Annotated in this window: 31 protein-coding genes; 23 read left to right on the forward strand and 8 right to left on the reverse strand. The window is 59.8% G+C overall.

Annotated features, from left to right (window positions below; translation table 11 throughout):
• Positions 1-27: 27 nt before the first annotated feature.
• The 3 genes from GOW92_RS18420 to GOW92_RS18430 are packed head-to-tail and all read right to left on the reverse strand — an operon-like array spanning position 28 to position 2,743.
• Positions 28-1,107: a capsid protein gene (locus GOW92_RS18420; protein WP_170563038.1), complete on the reverse strand. Its 1,080-nt coding sequence runs from the start codon at positions 1,105-1,107 to the stop codon at positions 28-30.
• A 17-nt stretch (positions 1,108-1,124) separates the two neighbouring features.
• Positions 1,125-1,487: a DUF2190 family protein gene (locus tag GOW92_RS18425; protein ID WP_170563041.1), complete on the reverse strand. Its 363-nt coding sequence runs from the start codon at positions 1,485-1,487 to the stop codon at positions 1,125-1,127.
• On the reverse strand, positions 1,484-2,743 hold the full coding sequence (locus tag GOW92_RS18430) for a hypothetical protein (RefSeq protein ID WP_170563044.1): 1,260 nt from the start codon (positions 2,741-2,743) through the stop codon (positions 1,484-1,486). Before GOW92_RS18430 ends, GOW92_RS18425 begins: the two co-directional genes overlap by 4 nt.
• Positions 2,744-3,090: 347 nt before the next feature.
• On the opposite strand from GOW92_RS18430, the gene GOW92_RS18435 reads away from it, so the two are divergent.
• Positions 3,091-3,753, forward strand: a complete 663-nt coding sequence (locus GOW92_RS18435) for a TIGR02594 family protein (RefSeq protein ID WP_170563048.1) — start codon at positions 3,091-3,093, stop codon at positions 3,751-3,753.
• 144 nt (positions 3,754-3,897) lie between these two features.
• Positions 3,898-4,125 carry a hypothetical protein gene (locus GOW92_RS18440; protein ID WP_254453081.1) on the forward strand — a complete coding sequence of 76 codons (228 nt, stop codon included), beginning with the start codon at positions 3,898-3,900 and terminating at the stop codon, positions 4,123-4,125.
• A 17-nt stretch (positions 4,126-4,142) separates the two neighbouring features.
• Here GOW92_RS18440 and GOW92_RS18445 read toward each other — a convergent pair whose 3' ends face one another.
• Both GOW92_RS18445 and GOW92_RS18450 read right to left on the reverse strand, forming a co-directional pair.
• Positions 4,143-5,096 carry a DNA adenine methylase gene (locus GOW92_RS18445; protein WP_170563051.1) on the reverse strand — a complete coding sequence of 318 codons (954 nt, stop codon included), beginning with the start codon at positions 5,094-5,096 and terminating at the stop codon, positions 4,143-4,145.
• Entirely contained in the window at positions 5,096-6,487 is a 1,392-nt protein-coding gene (locus GOW92_RS18450; RefSeq protein WP_170563054.1) for a hypothetical protein, read from the reverse strand. Before GOW92_RS18450 ends, GOW92_RS18445 begins: the two co-directional genes overlap by 1 nt.
• Before the next feature lie 499 nt (positions 6,488-6,986).
• Here GOW92_RS18450 and GOW92_RS18455 point away from each other — a divergent pair, with 499 nt between their 5' ends.
• On the forward strand, positions 6,987-7,778 hold the full coding sequence (locus GOW92_RS18455; RefSeq protein WP_217356567.1) for a DNA adenine methylase: 792 nt from the start codon (positions 6,987-6,989) through the stop codon (positions 7,776-7,778).
• A 201-nt stretch (positions 7,779-7,979) separates the two neighbouring features.
• Here GOW92_RS18455 and GOW92_RS18460 read toward each other — a convergent pair whose 3' ends face one another.
• A complete protein-coding gene (locus GOW92_RS18460; protein WP_170563060.1) occupies positions 7,980-9,836 on the reverse strand; it encodes a P-loop NTPase fold protein in 1,857 nt (618 codons plus the stop codon).
• Between the two features lie 227 nt (positions 9,837-10,063).
• Between GOW92_RS18460 and GOW92_RS18465 the strand changes: the two genes are divergently transcribed.
• The gene (locus GOW92_RS18465; RefSeq protein WP_170563063.1) at positions 10,064-11,668 is read left to right on the forward strand and encodes a reverse transcriptase domain-containing protein; all 1,605 of its coding nucleotides are present in this window, start codon (positions 10,064-10,066) and stop codon (positions 11,666-11,668) included.
• 227 nt (positions 11,669-11,895) lie between these two features.
• Here the strand turns inward: GOW92_RS18465 and GOW92_RS18470 are convergent, their stop codons facing one another.
• A complete protein-coding gene (locus tag GOW92_RS18470; RefSeq protein ID WP_170563067.1) occupies positions 11,896-12,807 on the reverse strand; it encodes a S24 family peptidase in 912 nt (303 codons plus the stop codon).
• 79 nt (positions 12,808-12,886) lie between these two features.
• Here GOW92_RS18470 and GOW92_RS18475 point away from each other — a divergent pair, with 79 nt between their 5' ends.
• From GOW92_RS18475 to GOW92_RS18495, 5 genes are all read left to right on the forward strand, one after another.
• Positions 12,887-13,171: a hypothetical protein gene (locus tag GOW92_RS18475; protein WP_170563070.1), complete on the forward strand. Its 285-nt coding sequence runs from the start codon at positions 12,887-12,889 to the stop codon at positions 13,169-13,171.
• Between the two features lie 238 nt (positions 13,172-13,409).
• Positions 13,410-13,673, forward strand: coding sequence for a hypothetical protein (locus tag GOW92_RS18480; protein ID WP_170563073.1), 264 nt, complete (start codon positions 13,410-13,412; stop codon positions 13,671-13,673).
• Positions 13,670-14,131, forward strand: coding sequence for a hypothetical protein (locus tag GOW92_RS18485; protein WP_170563076.1), 462 nt, complete (start codon positions 13,670-13,672; stop codon positions 14,129-14,131). Before GOW92_RS18480 ends, GOW92_RS18485 begins: the two co-directional genes overlap by 4 nt.
• Entirely contained in the window at positions 14,128-14,721 is a 594-nt protein-coding gene (locus tag GOW92_RS18490; RefSeq protein WP_170563079.1) for a helix-turn-helix domain-containing protein, read from the forward strand. The genes GOW92_RS18485 and GOW92_RS18490 overlap by 4 nt, the downstream gene beginning before the upstream one ends.
• A 33-nt stretch (positions 14,722-14,754) precedes the next feature.
• The gene (locus tag GOW92_RS18495) at positions 14,755-15,159 is read left to right on the forward strand and encodes a hypothetical protein (RefSeq protein ID WP_170563082.1); all 405 of its coding nucleotides are present in this window, start codon (positions 14,755-14,757) and stop codon (positions 15,157-15,159) included.
• Between the two features lie 138 nt (positions 15,160-15,297).
• Here the strand turns inward: GOW92_RS18495 and GOW92_RS25215 are convergent, their stop codons facing one another.
• Positions 15,298-15,426 carry a hypothetical protein gene (locus tag GOW92_RS25215; protein WP_302477315.1) on the reverse strand — a complete coding sequence of 43 codons (129 nt, stop codon included), beginning with the start codon at positions 15,424-15,426 and terminating at the stop codon, positions 15,298-15,300.
• On the opposite strand from GOW92_RS25215, the gene GOW92_RS18500 reads away from it, so the two are divergent.
• The 14 genes from GOW92_RS18500 to GOW92_RS18565 all read left to right on the forward strand — a co-directional run bounded on the left by GOW92_RS18500 (position 15,421) and on the right by GOW92_RS18565 (position 22,886).
• Positions 15,421-15,678: a hypothetical protein gene (locus tag GOW92_RS18500; protein ID WP_170562401.1), complete on the forward strand. Its 258-nt coding sequence runs from the start codon at positions 15,421-15,423 to the stop codon at positions 15,676-15,678. The two genes, GOW92_RS25215 and GOW92_RS18500, sit on opposite strands and share 6 nt — an antisense overlap.
• Positions 15,671-15,967 (forward strand): hypothetical protein, encoded by a 297-nt coding sequence (locus GOW92_RS18505; RefSeq protein ID WP_170563085.1) that lies wholly within the window; start codon positions 15,671-15,673, stop codon positions 15,965-15,967. Before GOW92_RS18500 ends, GOW92_RS18505 begins: the two co-directional genes overlap by 8 nt.
• Positions 15,960-16,778, forward strand: a complete 819-nt coding sequence (locus GOW92_RS18510; protein WP_170563088.1) for a hypothetical protein — start codon at positions 15,960-15,962, stop codon at positions 16,776-16,778. The genes GOW92_RS18505 and GOW92_RS18510 overlap by 8 nt, the downstream gene beginning before the upstream one ends.
• Positions 16,775-18,544, forward strand: coding sequence for a Mu transposase C-terminal domain-containing protein (locus GOW92_RS18515; protein ID WP_170563091.1), 1,770 nt, complete (start codon positions 16,775-16,777; stop codon positions 18,542-18,544). The genes GOW92_RS18510 and GOW92_RS18515 overlap by 4 nt, the downstream gene beginning before the upstream one ends.
• A gap of 3 nt (positions 18,545-18,547) precedes the next feature.
• Positions 18,548-19,513, forward strand: coding sequence for an AAA family ATPase (locus tag GOW92_RS18520; RefSeq protein WP_170563094.1), 966 nt, complete (start codon positions 18,548-18,550; stop codon positions 19,511-19,513).
• Positions 19,510-19,701, forward strand: coding sequence for a hypothetical protein (locus tag GOW92_RS18525; protein ID WP_170563096.1), 192 nt, complete (start codon positions 19,510-19,512; stop codon positions 19,699-19,701). The genes GOW92_RS18520 and GOW92_RS18525 overlap by 4 nt, the downstream gene beginning before the upstream one ends.
• A 1-nt stretch (position 19,702) precedes the next feature.
• Positions 19,703-20,404, forward strand: coding sequence for a DUF3164 family protein (locus GOW92_RS18530; RefSeq protein WP_254453082.1), 702 nt, complete (start codon positions 19,703-19,705; stop codon positions 20,402-20,404).
• 3 nt (positions 20,405-20,407) lie between these two features.
• On the forward strand, positions 20,408-20,635 hold the full coding sequence (locus GOW92_RS18535) for a hypothetical protein (RefSeq protein WP_170563099.1): 228 nt from the start codon (positions 20,408-20,410) through the stop codon (positions 20,633-20,635).
• A 1-nt stretch (position 20,636) separates the two neighbouring features.
• Positions 20,637-20,852, forward strand: coding sequence for a hypothetical protein (locus GOW92_RS18540; RefSeq protein WP_170563102.1), 216 nt, complete (start codon positions 20,637-20,639; stop codon positions 20,850-20,852).
• Entirely contained in the window at positions 20,849-21,322 is a 474-nt protein-coding gene (locus GOW92_RS18545; protein WP_254453083.1) for a phage protein GemA/Gp16 family protein, read from the forward strand. The genes GOW92_RS18540 and GOW92_RS18545 overlap by 4 nt, the downstream gene beginning before the upstream one ends.
• Positions 21,323-21,488: 166 nt before the next feature.
• Entirely contained in the window at positions 21,489-21,863 is a 375-nt protein-coding gene (locus GOW92_RS18550; protein ID WP_170563105.1) for a helix-turn-helix domain-containing protein, read from the forward strand.
• Entirely contained in the window at positions 21,860-22,138 is a 279-nt protein-coding gene (locus GOW92_RS18555) for a hypothetical protein (RefSeq protein ID WP_170563108.1), read from the forward strand. Before GOW92_RS18550 ends, GOW92_RS18555 begins: the two co-directional genes overlap by 4 nt.
• Before the next feature lie 32 nt (positions 22,139-22,170).
• The gene (locus GOW92_RS18560) at positions 22,171-22,593 is read left to right on the forward strand and encodes a hypothetical protein (protein ID WP_170563111.1); all 423 of its coding nucleotides are present in this window, start codon (positions 22,171-22,173) and stop codon (positions 22,591-22,593) included.
• A complete protein-coding gene (locus GOW92_RS18565) occupies positions 22,590-22,886 on the forward strand; it encodes a VpaChn25_0724 family phage protein (protein WP_170563114.1) in 297 nt (98 codons plus the stop codon). Before GOW92_RS18560 ends, GOW92_RS18565 begins: the two co-directional genes overlap by 4 nt.
• The last annotated feature ends 3 nt before the right edge of the window (positions 22,887-22,889 follow it).

The following is a 22,889-nucleotide window of genomic DNA, read 5'->3' on the forward strand; positions in this document are numbered from 1 at the left end:
CCTTTTTGGCTGCGCTGCGCGCCCGCGTCAGGCAACGGCGTTTTTGAAGAAGAAGCCCGCCATCGGTGCCACCAGCACCTCGTCGCAGCTGTCCACCACGCGCACCACGAAAGTGCCGCGCGCGCCGATCCGGGGATCGAATCCCGTCATGGTCTGCTTGCCGAGATAAGGTGCGGTGAAGCCGAGCGAGGGCGGGCCCTTGTAGTCCACGTTGGGATCGGAGCGATAAAGAAGCGCATGCTTGCCCCAGAGCCGCGTCAGACGCGCGTCCTGGCCCGGACGCGCGCTGTTGATCCGCGCAGAACCCACATGGACGCGCAGATCCAGCACCTGCTCGATCGCCCGCTTCGAGGCAATGCCGCTGTCGCCGTCATTGGCATGGGTGGCCTTGAGCACCGTCGGGTGCACCTGGAGCTTCCCGAACACCTCCTCGCCCATCGCGAGATCGGTGGGCTTCACGATCATGGATGTTTTCGCCTCAACGATATCGCGCAGCGGCGTACCGTCGGCATGGCTCCATTGCGATGTTCCCGACAGGGTCGTCTTGTTCGCCGCGCCGTATCTGTTGGCATCAAAAGCCAGATCCGCGACCCGCTTCTCCCGCGCGATCATCAGCAGATCGGTCAGCGTCATGCTGGAGCGATCGAGGGGGGCGACCGTGGTCGATGGCGTATTGTTCACATCATCGAACGGGATCGCATCATCAAGGCCGAAATCCTCGATCGACCGGGTCGCTTCGGAGGCGCTCAGATGTACCATCGCGGGCACCGAACGCCGCCCGATATGTGTGTTAGGGACCGTGTAATGCTCGCCGATGGGGTATTCGGTGTAGCGATATTCCTTCCGGCTCAGCGCCGGCAGGCGCGGCAGTACCATATCGGCGATGTATTCCTCGTTGGAATATCCGATCGCCAATGCCGTGCGCTGGAAATCCACCGGATAGGGGCTGGCCAGCGGCGCGGCAGCAAAGGCGGCGGGCGGCAGGTTCGCAAAGCCGGGATGTGTCTCATGCATGCCCGGCTGTGCGCCGGGTTGTGCGGCAAAGGCAGCCAGCACGGCGGCGGCCGGCATCATCAGGCCGGGATCTGGATGGGTGAACTGAAACATGACTTAAGTCCTCAAAGTCAGATGCGATCAGGTGCCAGCAGCACCTCGATGACGTCGTTCCGGGCAGTGGCAGAACTCAGCGCGATCCCGGCCGAGTAATGGTTGGCGGTCGTGCCCGTCTGGGCACGGCCTTCAGCTGCGGCAGTGACAGAATCCCCGGCGTTGATCGCGCCATGGGCCTCGACAAGGGCGGTGCCTACCAGATGCACGTCACAAGGCGCACCATCGGCCACATCCACATCCGCCGAAGCCCCGAGCGGGCGCTGTGTGCCAGCCGTGGCCAGCCGCACTTCCCCCTCGTTGGGTCCCGTCCGCACCAGTCGGCGCGCCGGGATCGCGCCGGAAGCCTTGTAGTTGCGGGTCAGAAGGTAGTTCATCATTGCGCCTTCTCCCCTGCGCGGGCCCGTTGAATCGCCGATGGAAGATCCAGCGTGCCGCTCTTGTCAGCTGCCATCAGCGCCCGCGCATCACGGGCAAGCTGTTCCGCCGCCGTCTGCATCGCGACCTGCGGATCGCCTGCCGGAGCACCGGGCTGTGCGGGCGGTACCGGCACCGGTGCGGAAAACGCCTGCGCTGTGTGTTGCGGGGCTCCAAGCGGCACCCGCTGCGGCAACTGCGCCAGCAACGCATCCAGAACGGTGGACGGTGTTTGCAGCACCGTACGGCCATCCGCGCCCGCCATCGGCATCTGCCCGCCCGCCGTATCGAGCGCGCAGAAGAGCGCCGCATAGGCTGGCGCTTCGCCAGGCGTAACCCGACCCGCCGTGACATGGGCCTGAACCCGGGCTTGCGCGCTGCGCTCCCGGTCGATCTGCTGGTGTGCGACGCGCTCGGCAGCAATGGCCTGGCGTTCAGAAAAGAGCGCCTGCCGTTCCGCGGCAAGCTGCACCGCCTCCGAGGCATTGGCCGTTCCGGGCTGAAGCGTCTGCTGTGCGGCCGCCTGGTCCACCTGTGCCGCGTTGGGTGGCAGGGCCGGGCCGGGATCGGCGGCAAAGGCCTGGACGGGTTGGGGCGCGGGCTGTGCACCCGGCTGTGCCGGGGTCGGCCATTGCACACCCACCATCGCCATGGGCTGTGCCGCAGTCACGCACGGATCCTGCGTGGCAAACTGTTGTGGGGTCTGGGCTGCCGGGTCGGCAGCGGGTGCCGCGTTTGGCACCAACGCCACAACCTGTTGCGCGGGTTGCGCATTCGGTTGCGCGCGTTGCGCCGCCGGTTGAACCGCTGCCGCGTAGGCCGAGGCAGGTTGCGGACCCGGGTTCTGAACCACATGGGCCGCAGGCTGCGTCCGAACGCTTGTGAATACAGGGGTGTTCATCTCATCCTCCGAGGAAAAACAGAAAATATCGGCCGCACCGCAGGCAAACTGGCTGGGGGACAGCCCGTCAACAGCGGCCCGCGCACCGCCCAGAAATCCCAGGTGCCTCAGCCGCCAACCCGCGCCGGGCAGAGGCTGCAAGGCCACTGAGCGCGGCCCGAAGCTGCCCGCCTCCACCTCCGATCGAAACGCCGGATCAAGCCGCGCCAGCTTCGCCTGAAGGCGGTCACCCGCCACTCGCAAAGCCTCGACCCAGCCATAGGCCGGCGCATCCGTCTCCGGGTGCCCTTTGACCACCGGCGCGGGATCTGCACGCACGTAATCCTCCGCAACACGCCGCAGATCTTCCGCGCCCCAGGTCATCTCCCGGCCCCGGGCATCGCGATGCGTGCCGGTTCGGAAAATATCGATCCAGCCGTCCAGCGCCGAAAACTCGGACGACGCGATCTGGCCCGGATCACCGGATGTGGCGATCATGTTCATGCGATCACACTAGACCGCTCCAATCCGCCCCGGCAGCGGACCATGGTCCGCTGCACCGGATGCACGGGACCGGCTAGAGTTGCGCCAATACCCCCATGACCGGAGCGCGCCCGCCGACAGGCGCGAGCACAACAAGACGGCTGCAGCGGCGGGGCGGCCGTCTTTCCCCTGGAGCCTGCATCATGTCCCCGACCTCCCGAGCCAGCATCCCGATCAGCGCGGCGCTCCATGCCGCAGCGCTGGGTCATGTCGGCACAAGGGAATGGCCCGGCGCGCGCCATAACCCTGACATTCTGGCTATGTTCGAGGCCGCAGGCGTGCCCATGGCCGATGATGAAACCCCCTGGTGTGCCGCCTTTGTCGGAGCCGTGCTGGCCCAATGCGGGCTTCAGGGCACCGGAAAGCTCACCGCGCGGAGCTACGACAGATGGGGCGATCCGATCGATCCGGCCGATGCGATGCCTGGAGACATTGTCGTGTTCTGGCGGGTCAAACCCGATGGCTGGCAGGGCCATACCGGGTTCCTGCACAAGATCCGCGCTGACGGCCTGCTGGAGATCATCGGCGGCAATCACGGCGATGCGGTCAGCATCAAGGCCTACAGCACCGAACGTCTTCTTTCCATTCGCCGGGCGCGCAAGCCCCGGACCAATCCGGTCCAGTCCACCACCATCCGCGCCTCCGCCACCCAGATCGGCGCAAGTGCGGCCGGGGCCACCACCGCCGTCGCGGCGCTGGACGGAACCGCACAGATCATCGCCCTGGCACTGGCAAGCATTGTGGCGCTGGCCGCCCTCTGGATCCTGCGTGAACGCCTGCACAAATGGGCCGCCGGAGACCGGTGATGCTCGGGCGTATCACCCGCCTCATTCCTACCCGCGCCGCCCTCTGGGCCGCGCTTGTCGCCGCGGGCGCAATCTCCCTCGCCTGGCTGCGCCGCGACGCCGCCCGGGACGCGCACAACCGCTCCGAACTGGAGGACCTCAGACATGCTGACGACATCGAGGATCGTGTGGCTCGCAACCGCACTGATCCTGGCCGGCTGCGCAAATACGAAGACAGCGGGTGGCGCGACTGAGGCCACCCTCTGCCGCATTTGGGGTGAAAGCCTGTCCACACGCTCGCGTTTCGATACCGCTGAAACGAAGCGGGATATCGCCGAAAGCTATGCCGATTTTGTCGAAGCCTGTCCCGGATGGGCTGGGATTGTGCCGTGATTTCTACACGGCTGATATCAAGTGTTCGCCATATTCGCAAAATTTCGTTGAGCTACATTTCGATGGTTATCGATGTGATCTCGATCGATTTCAACAAGAGGTTTTGGCACTTCTGGCACGGTTAGCCCATCGCTGAAAAACATTGCCTCACGACCACGCAATCGGTTCCGCGCGCTGTAGCTCAGGCTGTATTGAAGCCAATACCAATCTTCGTAGAGATTATGGATTGGCATGACGTCGTCATAGGACACAATCCATTTGACCCCGTTCAGCTTTGAAATTGCCTCAGAGACAACGCGATGATCATCCTGGCCATAAGCGTCGTGGTACAGGTATCGCCCTTTTTCAAAGTATGGGGGGTCAATATAAATGAGGGTTTTGTCGTTCCACTTAGATGCCTGTGTTTCAAAGAACTCGACCGCATCCAATTGTGTAATTTCGATTCGAGACCGTAAATCAGCGATCTTCTGTATTCGTCTGATCAAATCAGTTTTGTTGTAGCGGGCATCAATCTTCCAATTGCCGGTTTGATCGCGCCCGCCGATTATTCCGCCGTTTAAAATTCCAGACCTGTTGGTACGGTTCAAAAAGAAAAATGCAAATCCAATCTCGAGGTTATCATCTGAACCTCGTCGGAATATGTCTTTCGAGTAGTCCCATTCGTCCACTGTCACAGGCCGGTCCTGTATTAGGCGGCAAAGGTCGTCTGTCCGGTTTAGAACGCTGTCCCAGAAGGCATAAACGGGTCGGCTAATGTCGTTGATTGTAACGCGCCTAACGACCCCGGTAATCAGCAATTCCCAAGCCACCGCGGCTCCACCTGCGTAGGCTTCAACGTATCGGCCATCCGACAATCCATTTTCACGCACGATTGACCGCATAAAGCGAGCAATCTTACCTTTTCCACCCGGGTAACGCAGAGGCGAGTATCGTCCTGTTTGCGTCAACCCAATTCGTCGATCATCTTCCATCAAACTTTGCCATACGTCGCCTCAAACACAGGAACACAACAGTCCCAACCCGCGCGCACCCCTTCGGGTGTGGGCATGGCATACTTGCTGTGGACGAAGCCATGCAAGGATTGAATTGAAGCTGGCGCTTTGCTGTCAGCGACACCTTTGCGGAACTCGCGAAGATCACTGCTGGAAGCCACCTTATTCCTAGTCATGTGCTGGATAACGGATTCGGCTTTTTGGGACAGAGACAGGTCGAATGGCTTCCCGTCCTTCGTTTTCCCCATCTTCGGCAAACCTACTTTTGCAATGTAGTCTTCGACAGCCATTTCAATGAAAGCCCGGAGAACAGCCGCAGATGAAACTGGCAACTTTTTGGGGTCAATCAGCGTTGCTTCGCGCAGCAGTTGCTTCCCCTTTTCAGAAGGCGGGTGTTGAAACGTCAGCTTCTTGGGAGCGAGCGTTGCTCGTGTGCGCGGCGCGCCCTTTGTTCTTGGCTTTGCTTTCGTTGTGGTCGTCGAAGTAGCAGGTCCGGGAGCTTTCACACTAATATCGCGGAATGCCTTGGCCGCTGGCCTCTTGCCCTTGGGTGGCTGCAACTCTTTCGGCAAAGTCTTAAAGTAATCTTCGATCTCGGACGCAGTGTTATGGCTACGGGAGTCTACCACCCCATCCCTAACGTCTTCTATGATGCGCTTTAGTACACCCAATGCCCACTCCGGGTCGGCTGAGAGCATCGGTGTCTTGCCGTCGCCATTGTTCGAGATGGAGATGCCAATGTGCTTTTTGCCCGCCGCAGACTCGAGCAGACGACCGATGTTACTCGACTTTCTACTTTCAATGGTAGCCTTGGTTTGCGCCCATTCCGCATCGGTATACTCTGCATTCCGCCCCACGAAGTCGATTATATCTAACACCGACCTATCGCCGGTGAATCTTTGTATCTCGGTCCGTCCCCATTGAATACGACCTTCCCCATCCATATCGCCCGTGTGACGACGGTATATCCAGTCGTCTGCGGTCGCCCGGTCGTCAAACCTCACGCACCGGATTGGTTCAACTTCGTTCCTGTCGAAGGATTCCGCCGCCCGCAACAGAGACTTTTTTGTTGAGGCCGATGCCTCAGTGCCATCTAGAAAATCAGGCCGAGCAAGGACCTTCAAAGCAGCAAGGCGGCGGTTCCCGTCCAATACAACGTAGTCTTCTGGTTCTTCACTATCTATCACGTATAGGTTGTCGCCGGGATCAAGCCCATTGCGTTTTATGCTAAGCATTAGGTTACGAAAATGGCTTTGATTTAGCCGCAGCAAAGCATCCAGCGCTTCAGATTGACTACCAACTGCACCGAGACGTGGATTCTCTTCATCAAGCAAAAGTTCGTCAATCGTTAGTTCGAGATATTCAACCATGTGGCTCCTCTTCGGCCACATTTCATTTGATAGGCCTGTTGTTTCGAGCACTTTATCCAAACAATCTCAGAAGTCGAGGCGGAAGAGATATCTTTTCTACTTTTGGTTGAGCGCAAGCAAACGCGCAATAGCTGAGTGTAAGCAACTGAACATTCAAATATGGCCACTTATTGGACATAGTCTGAGTATGCTTTGTTGCGGCTGGGCCCTGAAACCATTTATTTGGTTGAAACTCTTCATCCATAAGTGACGGATGCTCAAAAAGTGAACTTCCTCGGACCATGGTCCGCTGCCATAGAGGTTCCGCACAGTGTTAAACCGCTCTCGCAGCCGCCGGAGAGCCCATCAGGGCCAGACGGGGCCGGGGTGCGGGCACACCCCGAGCCGGGAGTGACACCTCCCACGACCAGAACCGGCCAGTTCAGGCCGTCCCGCCACCGTGTACACGGCGGGGACATGATTGTGGGAGGCGGACCCCTTGTCGAGTCTCGAAACACCATTGGAACCCGTCGAACCGATCAGACCTGTTGCCCCCTGGCTGGGCGGCAAAAGAAACCTCGCCCGGCGCATCAGGGCGCGCATCGACAGCGTTCCGCACACGACATATGCGGAAGCCTTCGTTGGCATGGGTGGCGTTTTTCTGCGCCGCAGGATGCGACCGCGCGCGGAGGTGATCAATGACATCGGCTGCGACATCAGCAACCTCTTCCGGATCCTGCAGCGTCATTACCCGCAGTTTTTGGACATGCTGCGCTTCCAGATCACCACCCGAAACGAATTCCTGCGCCTGGCTCAGACCGATCCCGATACCCTAACCGATCTCGAACGCGCCGCGCGCTTCCTCTATCTCCAGCGCACGGCCTTCGGCGGCAAGGTTTCAGGCCAGACCTTCGGTGTCGCAAGAGATCGCCCCGGCCGGTTCAACTTGACAACGCTCGAGCCCATGCTGGAGGACCTTCACACTCGCCTTGCAGGGGTCGTGATCGAATGTCTGGATTATGCCGAATTCATACCCCGCTACGATGGCGCGGGAACACTGTTCTATCTCGACCCGCCTTACTGGGGCTGCGAGGCCGATTACGGCAAGGGCGTCTTTGAGCGTGGTGATTTTGAGCGACTGGCGGAAATGCTGAAGCGCCTCAAGGGGCGCTTCATTCTGTCGATCAACGATCGCTACGAGATACGGGAGATGTTCGCATGGGCTGATATAGAGGAAGTAGAAACCAGCTACACTGCCAGCGCCAGGGTGCGCAAGCGGGTCCGAGAGTTATTAATCTCTGGAGGTGAGTGAGCGGTGAAGTTCAGGTTTGTGTGATTGACCAATTTCCAGCGACACAACTGAACACAGGAACAGTTTCGCCGAATGAGCCCGATGCGGTCGTAGTCGCAATACTTGGGCTCTGAGGGTGCATTCGGCAGCATTGGAGGCGATTCAGACCTTCGCTCTCAGAATTTGGGGGGCATCAAAGTGCTCAAGAATTGATTGATGCCGCTAATCGCCCAGAAAGCTCAGGTTTCGCTCAAGTAGGTATCGAATTTGAGCACTTTTTACTTCTGAAGCAGCTAGTGCAATTTCTTCAGCAGAACGTTTAAATTCCCTCATCCAACCTCTTTCGCCAAACCCATCATATGCACCCGCCTTTGCCAATCCCTCCAAACGCTCTAAGCGGTCTTTGAAGGAAGAGATGGCCGCGTCGGCGTTTTGGGGGGGCAAGCCGAAAATTTTTTCCGCCGCGAGCTTGGGGTCCATGCCGACAAGGATTGGATCGCTTGAAAAATCAGGAACGCCCTGCGCTTCGAATTTACCATCAATAGCGCTGACGAACCCGAGAATGTTTGTCTGGGCCAGTTCGAACAATTCCGACGCTCGATCAGGATTTGAACTCCAATAAATTCGGTCCAGAGCCTCTACAAGTTCAATCAGAATCTCGTTGAACTCAGTGCTCTTGATTGCGTAAAAGCCCAAGCCATAGGCCGCTCCGCCGTCAATCAGTCCGTAGAATTTTCGTCTAGAGATATCACCAGGTAAACGTTTCGAATCTTCAGCTTCGGCAATGTAGGTTTTGAAGAGCTCAACTAGATCTGACTTAGTTTCAAATCCTACGTTGTGATCCGAAAGGTCCAGCATCAACCCTGCGACGTGCAATATCACCAAAGGGTCTAAAAACTCTTTTTCTTCAATCTTTCGCCTAACATCCAACAATGCGGCCTCAACTTCCTCGGCGCCGAACTTTGTCCACCAATACAACGTTTGCCAACTCTCTTCTGTTCCAGACGGGAATTGCGGAGCGGCGCGCAAAACCGTTTCAACCAATTCACTGGATGCAAACCCCCGGCAAATCCAAGCTGACGCAAGTTCAGCAGAAATTAGTGAACCGTCCACGTATACGTGTGGATGATTGTTAAACAGAGCCCTAAACGCCTCGACGTCGTCCACGTTCGAGGACTCATGATCACTTGAGCCTCGCGCATCGTTCCGGCTTCTCACGTAAGCCGGATAGCTACACAAGAGATTTAAGTCCAAATTGGGCGACTTTTGATAGGTGATCGATAGTGCCAAAAACGTCGCTACCAAGTCTTTCATTCCCGACTTGATGGATCGCAGATCATCTGGGATCTGTTGTAAGCACCTCGCAAGATCAAAAACCGCATAGCGCAAGAGCCTCAGATTTTGCGTTTCAGACGAAATGAAAACTGACTCAATCAAGTCCTTGTGCTCACACATAAATTCTAGCGCTTCTCGTGTCTCCGGGTCGTTGCCTAGACTGCCAAAAATCTGTTCGAGCGCAGCAGATGAGTTTGCGTAAAGCGAGACAGTGCGACCAATGACTTTTTCACGCGACCTGCTGTAATCCCGGTCATTTTCGCCTTTGAGTTCCTCTTGGTTGGCTAACAAAATAACGTTGCGAGGCTCATGTTCGACAAATCGGTTTAGGACGCTCAGCAATTCCGGAGCCGGCATACAAGTGCGTTCCAAATCGTCGAAAATAATTATCCTTGGCGTTGCTTTTAGTACTGTTCTACGGAACGCCCCAGTAACGTCGATATTCGCGCCGGTAAACTTATTAAGCACCCCCTCGGCTGCATCTGTCCATCCAGAAGGGATACTAAATCCAGGGCGCTGGAGTAACGCTTGAAACAAACACTCTTCAATCGCGGGCGCGTTTTTTGCGCCGTAAAGGCTTACGTACAGACAGTCTGATCGTTCTTTCGCCCACTCTTGTATCACGTGCGTCTTGCCACACCCCCATGGCCCATCAACCATCAAGGCATAACCCGGTTCCTCTATTGTTGAATAGGCATTCAACTGCGCGTGAAATTGGTTATTTGGTAAAGATTTTACATTCATTTGAACATCTTAATGTTTGTCTAAGCTCTCGTCACACTGCAACAGCCAAAAGACTAGCAATTCATTTTATTGGTTAGCGGTTGTAGATGCATGTTTCAATTGACCTTTGCATGAAATCGCTGGTACTCAACCAGAAGAGGCGTAGTAGCCGATGGTGGGGCGGGCGAATTACCGGACGCTCAAGGTGTCGATGGCGCACCGCAAGGTGTGACGATGGACTTGTTTCATTGGAGTCCCTGACTCTTAGCTCCCCCACCGACCTGCGTGGAAATGGTGATGATTTAATGCAGAATGCTTTGAAAGCCGAAATTAAGCGTTTGTCTAAGAAAGCCTTTGCGAAGGCAGAGCGACAAAAAAAAACAGATCAAAAATATCGGGCAAGATTTGAGAAACGCACTGGGATAGCGGCGGGTGTTCCAAAGCCCAAAAGAACAACCTTTCCACACCGGCACTTTGACCCAAAGTTCTGCGCTCGAAATGCGAATTTCTTGGCCAAGACTATTTGGCACAAAGTGCTTACTCGGCAATATGAACCAACTCCTGCTGTAAATTACCAAATACCTAAGCCGGATGGGTCAAAGCGCAGCATTATGGCGTTCACCATACCAGATGCTGCTTTGGCAAACGTAGTTCTCAAACGAACGCGAAACCGAAACACAAAACGTCTTTCTCCCTCGTCCTACGCATACCACCCAGACAAGAATGTCTTTGACGCAATTCTCGCGCTGACGGACTTTGATGCCGGCGGCAAGTTGTTCGCTGTTCAAATCGACTTTGAAAAGTATTTCGATTTGATCCCAACAAGATACTTAACAGAACGATTGGAAGATGCTGGAAAAATCAGCCTGACGCCACACGAGCGACATATATTCGATAGGTTTCTGCGCCACAGCCACTGCGACTATCAAGACTATCACAAAGGCCGATTTAAAAGGCGGTTCAAAGGAACACCTCAGGGTTCGTCTGTATCTCTGTTGCTCGCCAATGTCGCAAATCACGAACTAGACACGGCATTGGCCGCTCAGTCAGGCAAGTTCGTACGCTTTGCTGATGATGTCGTCGCACTTTGCCGCACATATGAGCAGGCTCAACTTTTGGAACGTTGTTTCCATGATCACTGTTCGAATAGCGGCCTCAAAATCAACGAAGAGAAATCACCGGGTATCACCATTATTGCGGGTGGCAAGCAGGAGCTTAGTAGTTGCCCGCATTTTGATTATTTGGGGTATCGATTTGGCCAAGAGGGCCTTGGGGTTCCTGAGAAAGTAGTGGCTCGGATCAAATCGCGAATATCGCGCTTGGTTAATATCTATTTGCTGCAGTATTTGGACGCAGGCTTCAACTCCAACCGGGCTGCGAATGCACCACATGCGTACGATTGGGATTTGTTGGGACTAATATACGAGATGCGTCGCTCCTTGTACGGTGGGTTATCAGAGGAAGAATTGCGGGCCTTCATTTACGAAGGGCAGATGCTTCGTAAAATGAAAGGCCTCATGGGCTTTTACTGTTTGATCAATGACCCCAAAGAATTGCGGAAGATTGATGGCTGGATGCTGAGTATAGTCCGAAGGGCAATGGTACATCGTAATCGGGTACTGAGTACCAAATACGGGAAAAACTGTCCTACGCCCACCAACTCCCAGTTGGCAACTGGTGAATGGCTGGACGCAAAGGCGTGGCGCGGAGGAGATCTGCCAGAGTCCAGAGTGCCCAGCCTGGTACGCGGCTGGCGGGCGGCTCGAAAACACTACTATACCTTTGGTTTGGAAAACGTAGAAGCTCCCACGTATGTAGCTTACACTGATATTGCAGAACTATTTGACTATTGAGATCATTCAGTAAACTTCGCCGGGGCCAAAGTCTGGTTGATGCAACTGCACCGCAGCAAAATGATCACGTTCAGAGTCCAAAAGTAGCTGTTAAAATGGGACGCAAAATCCGATTTTAGCGCTTTGCGGTCATTTGCGAAAGATTATGGCACAAATGCAAGGAACGGCAGTTGTGTGGCGTTTCCTCGGATGATCCTGATGCTGTAGCCTTTATCTTACCCATCATCCTACCCATCCACCACAACCGCCCCCTCCGGTCCAAACCAGACTACGCGGCCCACAATCCGAGTGTTGTCCGCGAGCGAGCCCGCTTGTTCTTCATTTCCATCGTTGGTCATGATCCAAGCCCCGGCCTTACGGCGCAGCCGTCTGACGACAAGGTTGCTATCGGATACTATCATAAAAATAGCGCCTTCCCGAGGCTGGGTGGCGGCAAGATTTAGCACTAGGAGATAGTCGCTCTGAATTGTGGGTTCCATTGCCAAACCACCCGCACGTATCGCCACCGTAAGGCTGGGATCCAGATCGGACGGAACGTCATCGGCCGCGATCAGTGCAGTTCCGAGGCCAGCGTCCCTAAACAATGCACCGTCCAGCCCGCCAACAGCCCGCATCTTAAACCTGCGCACCTCCGGTGGCTTTGGCGCAGGCAGGCGCACTACCAGTTCGTCCAACCTGTCAAGCAGGTTTCTGGTTTCGATCTTGTAGGCACGTTCCATTCTGCGTTCCAGCGCGTCTGCGGACGATGCGTTGGCAATGCCCTGTGTGGGAATCTTCGCTTGCATTACCCGCCAAACCTCATCCGCGCTCACGCCCTCAGGTAGCCCCAACAGGTCAGACACGGACTTGGGTACGCGTTCCAGTGGCACGACGTTCGAGGATTCGCCTGGACTCGATACGTCAGGCGCATCCCCTTCGGCAGCGCTGCGCGGCGGGCCAATCTGGAATTCAATACCGAGCGCTTCGCAGATTTCAACAGCGCGCGAAAATCTAGGATCGTGACCATCTAATACGTTACGTATTGATCCTCTGGGCAGACCATGCCCCACCTCCGCATTGTGCAGAGAGATGTTTTTTTTCTTTATCGCATTGTTTATCAGCGACTTAAGAAACTCGGTACCGGTCAAACGCTCACTCATTGCACATATATGCGCAATAATTTGGTGGCGGTCCAATGAAATATTGAAAGTTGCACAAATATATGCAATACAGTTGCACATGTTTGTGCAATACCTTCTGGATTCAATCAAAAAATATGCAGATGCAAAGTCACTGTCGGTGGCCAGCGTCGGCCGGTACTCAATTGGCGACGTAAACCTTGTAGATCGTTTAAAAACCGGCCGGATTACCATTCGACGAGTTAATCGGGTCATACAGTGGCTTTCCAACCACTGGCCGTCGGATCTGGACTGGCCGCCTGACATCCCACGCCCCGATCCGACCCCCGATTCGCCTGCCGCTTTAGCGGCGGCGGATGCCTCCAAGGCGGAGGACGCGGCGTGACCTACGCGGCCGCACCCGATACCCGGCGCAACACCGCTCGCGTCGGTAGCCGGGCCGGGGGTCTCAAGCCCACCACTCACGCCATCCCCGGCCCGGCTCAAAGCGCTGTGACGGCCCCGGCTGCGAACACGGATGACACCTTTGTATTTCACTGCCCTCTCTGGCCCGAATGCGGCTGTCCAGGCGGCGTGATGCGCCCGGAATGCCCGGGCCTCAAATCCCGCAAAGGAACAAGAGCATGATCCTCAGTCCCCGGCATATCCGCGCGGACCGCCGTATCCGTTCCTGCCTGCCGCGCTGTACTGTCCCTGGCGCGGCACACCTGCCCCCGGCCCGCACCGGTTTACCCACCCACCCAGCCGCGCGGGCCGGGACCTTTTTGCAGAGCCTGATACGCGCAGTACACGCCCTGAACGACCATTGGCTGGGGGATGTGATCGGGGCACTCAGCATCTTTGTGCTTCTCTGGGGCGGTCTTCTGGCCGCGTGGGTGTTCTCATGACCCTGACCCGATCCCCGGAAACCGAAACCGCCATGAAGGCGCGCGTTCTGCACAGCCTGTCCCGGGCCCGCGCGCCGGGCCAGTTCCGCAAGGAGATGACAACGCTCTATTGCCGCGCCGGGCATGCCGGCCGGATGAACCTGGTCGCGGTCATGGCCGATGCGCTCTGGGACAAGATGGAGATCGCGTCTGCGCCCCGGACCGCTGTCCCCCCGACTGAGGAGGAACCCGTTATGAACACGCCTGACAACAGGCGCGCCACGTACACCACCCTCTATAAGCGTATCGCTGAACTCACCAGGAGCGTGGAGGCGCTGACCGGGGCGGTGCAGGAGCTGCGCCGTTCGGTGATCGATCTGGAAAAAGGGCTCCGCCGCACGCAAGCGCTTCTGGCTCAAGTGCTTCTGGCTGCGGCCGTGTTCTTCGGATTTCTGATTGCCGTGTGGGTGATGTCATGACCGCGCTTGCGAGCTTCCGGCAGCTGCGCGGGTCGCTGAGCGCTGCAAACACCTGCATGACTGCCGGTGGTCCGGATGCGGCGCACCACGCGATCCGGCATCTGCGACTGGCTGTATTGGCGGCGGCCACGCTGGAAAAACACAAAGTGATGGAGCGGCTGGAGGCGCGCCTGAAAATATCTGAACCGGGCCCGTTCGGTGACGTGCCCGCCTACCGGTTGGAAGCCCGCACCGCGATTGCCGAGCTTGGAGATCCGGACGTGGCCCCGCAGCTGATTGTTGGGCGGATGACGCGCATCATCTGCCTGACCGCAGCCGTCTTTGATTACGACGCGGACACGCTGCGTAACAAGGACAGACGGCCAGGTGTCGTAGAAGCCCGCAACATGGCGATGCTGCTTCTGGCCGCGCTGACGCAGGCGAGCCTGAACGAGATCGGAGCGGCCCTTGGCGGCCGCAACCACAAGACCATCCTGCATGGCATCCGTAACGCAGCCGACTGGATTGACGAAAGCGATTATGCCGCCTTCCGGGCCATGGAGGTGATGGAGCGGCTGCCGGGTAACGCAAAGCCGGGAGAGGCGCAATGAGCGGCACCTTCAGGTTGAACCGGGGAGAGACTCATGACCGAAGAGGCCACACACGACCCGCAACGCAGTGCGAAGGGCAAGCCCGATTTCCAGCGGATAGTCCTGGAGACCGTTACCAGGGATCTTCACGAGGAGAACCTGCCGCTTCAGCGTGCTTTAAAGACCTTATCGTCCCCCGCGCCGCATTCAGGAGGAGAGAGACCCATGACCCGCGATCTCTGTAACGCCCGGCGTCGGGAACTGAGCAAGGTCGGGGTTGATCGGCTTGCTATCGACATCCTGCCGACCTTGCATGGCCTCTCCGTCTCCCAGGCGGTTGCGGTCATTGAGCGTGCCAGGGACTTGCTTCTCTGGGTCTCGGTCTTTGATGCAACTTCTGCCGAGTTCAGTGCGGAGCGCGAAGCGCTTGAAGCACTGTCGGCCTCTTCTGACGAATGAGAGTGATAGCTTCATGTGTGTAGTCGCCCCCAATTTTTGTGACGCCGTGCTTGCATCTTTCTCGATCAATCTCCCGGGAAAGCAGAAGCACTTCTGCGACAAGAATGGATTCAAGCAGGTCTCTGTCGGTTTCTTTCATCATTTTCCCTCCATCGGTTGTGTGGCAGCGCCGATGGTAGCGGCGGCCTGGTCCGGTGTCGAACCATCCCCCAAGGTGGTCCGGGCCTGCGCCGCCGCAGCTGATTTGGGGAGGGCTGCCTGATGCATGCGGCAAAGCTCTCCCGCTCCCCCCGCCTGCAGCGTGTGCATGCCTGTCTCGCCGACGGTGCGGAGCACTCGACGCTGGACATCGTGCGGCGCGCGGGTGTCTGCGCGGTCAATGCCTGCATTGCGGAGCTGAGGGATAACGGTGCGCGGATCAGTTGCCGCCAAAGCGTGAGCCCGCGTGGCGAGCGGATCTGGCTCTACCGGATGGTGCGCCCCGTGCCATCACAGGACGAAGGACAAGCTGATGGCTGATGAGAGAAACGAGCCAATGGGTGAGGCGAAGAACCCCGGGCAGGCCCGCGCGGCACAGGAAGACCTGGCCGCGCGGGACATTTTGATTGCGCACATGGCAGAGGTTCTTGCGAGCCAGGCCATTGGGTTTGAAGCCCTTTCGATTGGGCTGAGCCGACTTTCAGAACAGGCCAAACGTAATTCTGAAGCGGCAGGTGAATTCCTGGAGACCCTCTCATCGGCACCACCCGCCGGACGGCCGGGGCCGCTGAACACAGGCAAACCAAACGTGCAGGACGGTGATGATTGAGATCGACGAACGCAGCCGCTCCGAGCGCGAGCGGGCGGCCTGGATAGAGGCGGGGCGGGAACCGATCGCCCAAAGGCGCGAGGCACAGGCCCTGGAGACCGGTTCGGCCTGGTCGATGGGGGACTGGGCCAACAGCTGGGATCGCGCTTACGGAGATCTCAGCTTGGCGCTGGCTGAGCTCGCTTATGACGGCGGCTACGATTATGTGAAGATTTGCGCGCATGTTGCGCGCCGTTTTCCGGCAGACCGGCGCAACGCAGGTCTGAGCTTCGGGCATCATCAGGCCGTGGCCGCGCTGGAACCGACCGAGGCGGACCGGTTGCTGGTGCAGGCCGGGCTGCAGGGCTGGTCGCGGGACCGCACGCGTGACGAGGCGCGGATTGCAAGATCGGAAGCTTCTCTGCGCCGCGAGAACGAACGGCTGCGGGCCGTGAATGCGGAGCTGGAGGCCCGCGTTGCCGCCGGAGAGGCCAGTAACGTGGTCGCCGATATTGAGCGCGCCAACAAGGCCGATCTGGCGGAAGCCCTGAGGCTGGTTGAGCGTTGCGTGAGCCGGGTGGAATCTCCGGCCTGTATCGGGGCTTTGCAGGCCCTGCACGGCAACGCAGCGGCGGCGGCCGAAAAACGCGTCTCGAAGTTGATCTTTGACTTTATCGAGAAGCAGCGGCCTGCGATGATCCGCATTCACGCCTGGCTGGAGCACCGCGGCAAAGGTGCCCGGATACAGGACACGAATGGTTACGCGGCGCATAACCATCACGATTCGGCCCAGGCACCGCCGAAACTGCAAAACACCGGGTTCTCGCCATGACGAACCGGTTCCTTGATCACCTCTACTCCCTGAATTCTTCCCCCGCAGCGCCCCTGCATGACGCCCGCACGCGCCAAGCAATGCCGGCGCAGGGCGCGTGCAAGTCCGATGCTGCACCTCTGACCGAACCAGCAGCGCCAGGGCCTGCAACCCGCCTGCGCCTCGATGCGGTGGCACAGTCCGAGCGGCTTCGCCGGGCGGGCGTGCCGCAGATCGAGGCGGATGCGCGGGTGGCAGCGAACTTCGGCGTTGCGGCCGTATCCGTGCGCCGCTGGCGGCTGGCCTGCAAGGGGCTTCCTCCGGAGGCGCGGGTCCCGGTGCTCACCGACCGGCCCGGACGCGGTCGCTGCGGGCCGCTGACCGAGGGCCAGATGCGCGACTGTGTCGAGGCGCTGATCTACGAGCATGGGCCTCATCTGACGGCCTCCCATGTGGTACGGGTGCTGAAGGCGCGTTACGGCAAGCCGCCTAGCTTACGCGCGGTGCAGCGCTGGTTGAAGGCCTGGCGCGCGAACAATGATCATGACCTCTGCGCCGTAACCGATCCGGATGGGTACAGGAACACCCGGCAGCCCGCCTTCGGCTCGCGTTCGGAAGGCGTGGTGGCACCGAACGCGCTCTGGGAGCTCGACAGCACGCCGGCGGATGTGATGTGCACCGATGGCCGCCATGTGATCGTGGGTGCGATCGATGTGTGGCCACGCCGCGCAAGGGTGCTGGTGGTGCCGGTCAGCCGGGCCACCGCTCTCTGTGCGCTGATGCGGCGCTGCCTGCTGGACTGGGGTGTGCCGGAGATGGCCAAGACCGATGGTGGCAGCGATTACGTCTCGATCCATTTCCGCCGCGTTCTGGCGGATATCGGCATCATTCATGACATCTGTCCGCCCTATACGCCCGAGGCCAAGCCGCATATCGAGCGCTTCTTCGGCACCATGACCCGCGATCTCTTTGCTTACCTGCCAGGCTTTACAGGCCATGACGTGATGGACCGCAAACGAATTGAGGCGAGAAAAGCCCTGGCGCAGCGGCGTGGAGAAACGGAACGGGAAACTTTCAACATCGCGCTCAGCGCCGCCGAGCTGCAGCAAAAATGCGATACTTGGCTGGAGGCGATCTACGATCGTCGCACCCATACACAGACCGGGCAGAGCCCGTTCGTGCGGATATGCGGCTGGACCGCGCCGCTGAGACAGATCACGGACCCGCGCGCGCTTGATCCGTTGCTGGCGGAACCGGCCAGCCAGGGCGGCAGACGCAAAGTTCAAAAGTCCGGCCTGCACGTGGGGCGCGGCCTTTATCGGGCGGCAGAGCTGGGCGGGCATATGGGCGAGTGGGTCAATGTCCGGCTCGATCCGGCGGATGCGGGGTTGATTTACGTCTTTGATGAAGGGGGTGTGTTCCTCTGCATCGCCGAAGATGAGCTGCGGCTGGGCCAGGATCGGGAGCGGGTGGCGGCCGCGGCAAAGGCCAAAGCGCGCAAACGGCGCAAAGAGGCCCGTGAACGCGCCCGCAACCTGAAGGCCACTCACAACCCGCAAGGTGCCATGGCGGACGTGCTGAACGCGGCGGCGGCCGAGGCCGACAACGTGATCGGCCTGCCGCACCGGGGCACCCCCCACGAAAGCCCGGGCCTCACCGAGGCCGCAAGGGCGGCCGACGCATCCGAGACGCACAAGGTCGCGCAAACTGCGCCCGCCGGGGCCACCGGGACGGGCAGCGCCTTCATGGATGCCCTGCACAAACTCCACCTGAAGAGAAAGGACTGATCCATGCGTCAATCATCGCTTGCCGTTCTGCCGGACACGCCTGATGCGGCACCGGACCCGATCCGGGACATGGACGCTGTGCGCGCCGCTGTGCGCGCCGAGCTGGAGGCTTATGCCCTGAGCCAGGCGGAGGCCGCGACAGCTGTGGGTGTCAGTGTGACCACACTGAGCCGCTGGCTGGTAGGCAAGTATGAGGGTGACAATCCCAAGGTGACGGCACAGATGGCACGCTGGCTGGAGACCCGCTTCGAGGCGCGCGCGCTGTCGCTGAGCCCGGCGGGGCTCGATGCCCATGTCGATCTCGGCGTGACCGGCCAGGTTATGGCGGCACTGGCCCATGCCCAGGCCACGGGCGACGTGGTTCTGGTCCATGGCCGCTCAGGGGCGGGCAAGAGCTGGGCGATCAAACGCTATGCCGCCAGCCGCTCGGGCGTGCATCCGCTGGTGATGACCTGTGGCGTTACCACGCTGGGCGGGCTTTACGGTCGGGTGGCGCGGGTGCTGGGCGTGGCCGGGCGCTATCGCTCCGCGCTGGAGGCCGAGGATGCGATACTGGCGCGTCTTGAAGGCCGCCAGGCACTGCTGGCGGTCGATGAGGCTCAGCACCTCACACCGTCCCTTCTGGATGCGCTGAGGGGTTTGCGGGATCTCTCCGGGGCCGGGTTGGCGCTGGTGGGAGGGCAGAAAGTCTGTGAGACGCTGGCGCGCTGCCCGCAGGTCACAGGGCGCATTGGCGTGAAGGTGGGCCTGAGGGCGACCGCACCGGTGGATATCGACGCTCTGGTTGCAGCAGTACTGGGCCGGGTTCCGGATCGGGAAGAGAGCCGCATCACCCGCGCCGCAGCCACTGGCCCCGGTGGGCTGCATGCCCTGCGCCGGTTGCTGGCACGCGCCTGGATGATCGCACATGCCGATGGGCGAGAGATTGTCACTGGCGCGGATATCGCGGCCGCCGGAGAAACATCATGACGGTGCGCGAGCTGATAGAACGGCTGTCCGAGTTTCCCGCCCGCGAGGAGATCCGGGTCGAAGATGTGCGTGGTGGAACCCGCGCGATCGAAGGGGTGGGTCTCAGCGATGGTATTCCCGCCATCTTTGCCCGAATGGACTTCGAGGCGGATGGCAAACCCCCAACCTCACTGAAGAAAGGAAAGTGACATGAGCAAACGCAAGCACGACCCCTTTGACGCACCCGAGGGAATGGACGGCAAAACCGATACGGCGGGTGCGGATGATGCCACCATCGAGATCGACGGTGTACCGCATATGCGCGACCACAAAGCCCGTCTGATCCCGCTGGATCTGATCCGCGCCCAGGACCAGTTACAGGACGAGATGGTGCGCAAGGTGATCCGGTATGCCGGGGACCTATCAGCACAGATCTCCCGCTTCCGGGGTCATACGATGGACGACATCAGCGCCTTCGACGCGCTGCTGGCGGCTGAATATGGCGGTCCCGCGCGCGCTTCGGTCAAAGGCAACCGTACATATCTGAGTTATGACGGTTGTCTGAAGGTGCAGGTGCAGATTACCGAGCGGATCGAGTTCGGCCCGGAACTGCAGGTGGCACGCGACCTGGTCGAGGAATGCCTGGCTGAATGGTCGGCCGGCAGCCGCGACGAGATCCGGGCCATCGTGGGACACGCCTTCCAGGTGGACAAGGAGGGCCAGATCAGCCGAAGCGCGATCTACAGCCTTCTGCGCCATGAGATCGACGACGACCGGTGGCGCAGTGCGATGCAGGCCATCCGCGATGCGATGCGGGTTGTGGGCTCAAAATCCTACATCCGCTGCTATCGCCGCAAGAGCTCTGATGCCGGCTGGCAGCCCATCACCATCGATCTGGCAAAGGCGGGATGAGTGATGGGGGTCTTTGCCAACTGGCAGCACCGTGATCCGCTGAGCGCAGAGGCCCGGGCGCTGATCGACGCGGCGGTGGCGGCCGGGCGGATCACGCGCATCCCTGCCGGTTGCAGTGGGCTTCCGGAGACGCGCCCCTCCATGACCGCGCCCGAGTACAAGGCCCGCCGGATGCGGATTGCCCGGCGGCACATGAAGTTCGAACGCGCGGCCAGAAAGCGGGAGGGCTGAGATGAACAGAGGCTATCTGCCGCCCGTCTATTCCGTGACCGCGCGCCGCGCCTTGATCCGGGACATGTTCGACATGGGTATGAAGCCCGTCGACATGACCGAGCATCTCAGGCGCGAACTGGGTCGCGTGGTGACCCTGGGCACCATCTACAACGATATCAAACATCTGCGCGCGGGCGGCGTGATCCGGGGCCGCGCCGGGGAGACACAGACATGACCCGGGCGGTTGCAGACAGCGAGCGGCTGCGCCTGATGCGCGCGGTCTTTGCCGCCTGCAAGCGTCTTGGTCTTGAGACGGAAGCGCGCCACGATGTGCAGTTGCGGGTCACCGGCCACGCCTCGCTGCGCGACATGAACAGCAAGGATATCGCCCGGCTGCTGAAGCATCTCGATCGCCTGACGGGCCCTGACAGACGTCGCGGTCAGCGGGGTCATGCATTGGCACCAAGAGGCGATCTGCGGCTGATACACGCGCTTTGGACCGAACTGGGTCGCCGGGGCGCGCTGACCCGTCCCGGTCGCGCCGGTCTCAACGCCTTCATCCGGTCCCGCTTTGAGGGGCATTGGGCCTATGTCCCGATCGATGTCGATGCGCTGAGCGATCCCGCCTGCATCAATGACGTGATCCGGGCGCTGAAAGCCATGATGGCGCGGAGCGAAGAGGAAACAGGAGGACAAACCGGATGAAACATCCCTTCCGCTTGTTCAACAGGCTTATCCACCCGGAGGCGCGCATATCGCGGCAACGTCGGCGTGCTCAGGAACGGGCGGCGGCGAAGCGCATCCGCTGGACCGCAGCTGAACAGCACCGGCGGATTATGGCGCAGCGGCGGGCACTGGGGAGAGCGCGGCGATGAGCACAAACCATACAAGGAGTGGCGGCGGCGGAGCGCTGCCGGGGGTGCTGGAAGAGATCACCGATGTGGCGGGCCGCGAGGCGGCCCTGCGCATCGCCTTGACCCATGGCGGTGATGACGGATGGAATGTCCCTGCACGCGCCGGGACGCGTGCAGGACTGGAATTGACCATGCTGATCGGAGATGCGGCTGCAGAAAAGGTCATGTATCATTTCGGCGGCAGCGCCATTGCAGTGCCATTGGCACGGCGGCACCTGGTGGTCTGGATGGCTGAACGCGGTCGCACAGTCAGCGAGATTGCGCGGATCATGCGCATCTCGCGCAGAACCGCGCGGCGGTATCTGAAGGACGAGAACGAGGATCGCGTATGAAAGACAAGACCCTGGATGAAACCCGCACCGCATTCCTGGAGCGGCTGGAGCAGATGCGTGACCCGGAGGATGTGATGGACGCGGTGACCACCGCGCTGATTGAGACCGGGGCGCGTCTGGACCTGCCTCGTTGCCATGGCGTCGTGGAAATTCAGCTTTATGGCATCGTCGCCCACGGGGCCGATCTCCGTGCCGCCTGCCTGGCCTGGCGGGAGGCGGCACGGGTGAACACCCCGGACCATGGTCCGCTGCCCCGGGCTGGTGAGAAACCCTAGACTGGGCGCATGAGTTCAGCTGAGGCCCGCCCATGATCCCGCTTCCCACCGCAGATGACTGGCAGAATGCCATTGGCATCCTGGGTGTTCTGGCGGTGATCGGCGCAGGTGGGATAATCCTGCGGCAGCTGGGGTTTCTGGGCGGCAAGGCCGCCGCATCAGCGCCAGCACCGGCTCCCAACGCGTCTCCCGCCCAGCCTCCCGCACCGGCAATGCACGCTGATATCACGGAACGTTTTGACCGTCATGCCGAGCGGATCACCCGGCTGGAGACTGCGGTTTCGGGCCTGGCCAGCCGGGCTGACATTCACCGGATCGAGATCGCCATTCAGACACAGGAAGGGGCCATACGCGAGATCCGCGCCTTCATGGCAAGTGATGCAAAAGCCGTCGCGCGGCTCGATGCATCGATCACCCGTATCGAGGATCACCTGCTCGGGGAGGAGCGGTCATGAGCTTTGCAAACGCACTGGAAAAAGACCGCCGCCTGAGGGTCCTGCAACATCTCGCGATGGTAACCGACAACAGCTCCAATGCGGAGATCCTGCTGGACGTGCTCAATGGGTTGCGCATCACCACCAATCGCGACCGGATCATCAGCACGCTGACCTGGCTGCGCGAGGCCGGGATGGTCACGATCGAAGATCACGACAGCTTTTTGGTCGTGGAGGCCACCCCGCGCGGCGTTGACGTGGCCCTCGGCCGGGACCGTCACCCCGGTGTGAGACGCCCCGCGCCCCAGGGGTGAGGA

The organism is Ruegeria atlantica (assembly GCF_013032505.1).
Taxonomy (GTDB): domain Bacteria; phylum Pseudomonadota; class Alphaproteobacteria; order Rhodobacterales; family Rhodobacteraceae; genus Ruegeria; species Ruegeria atlantica_F.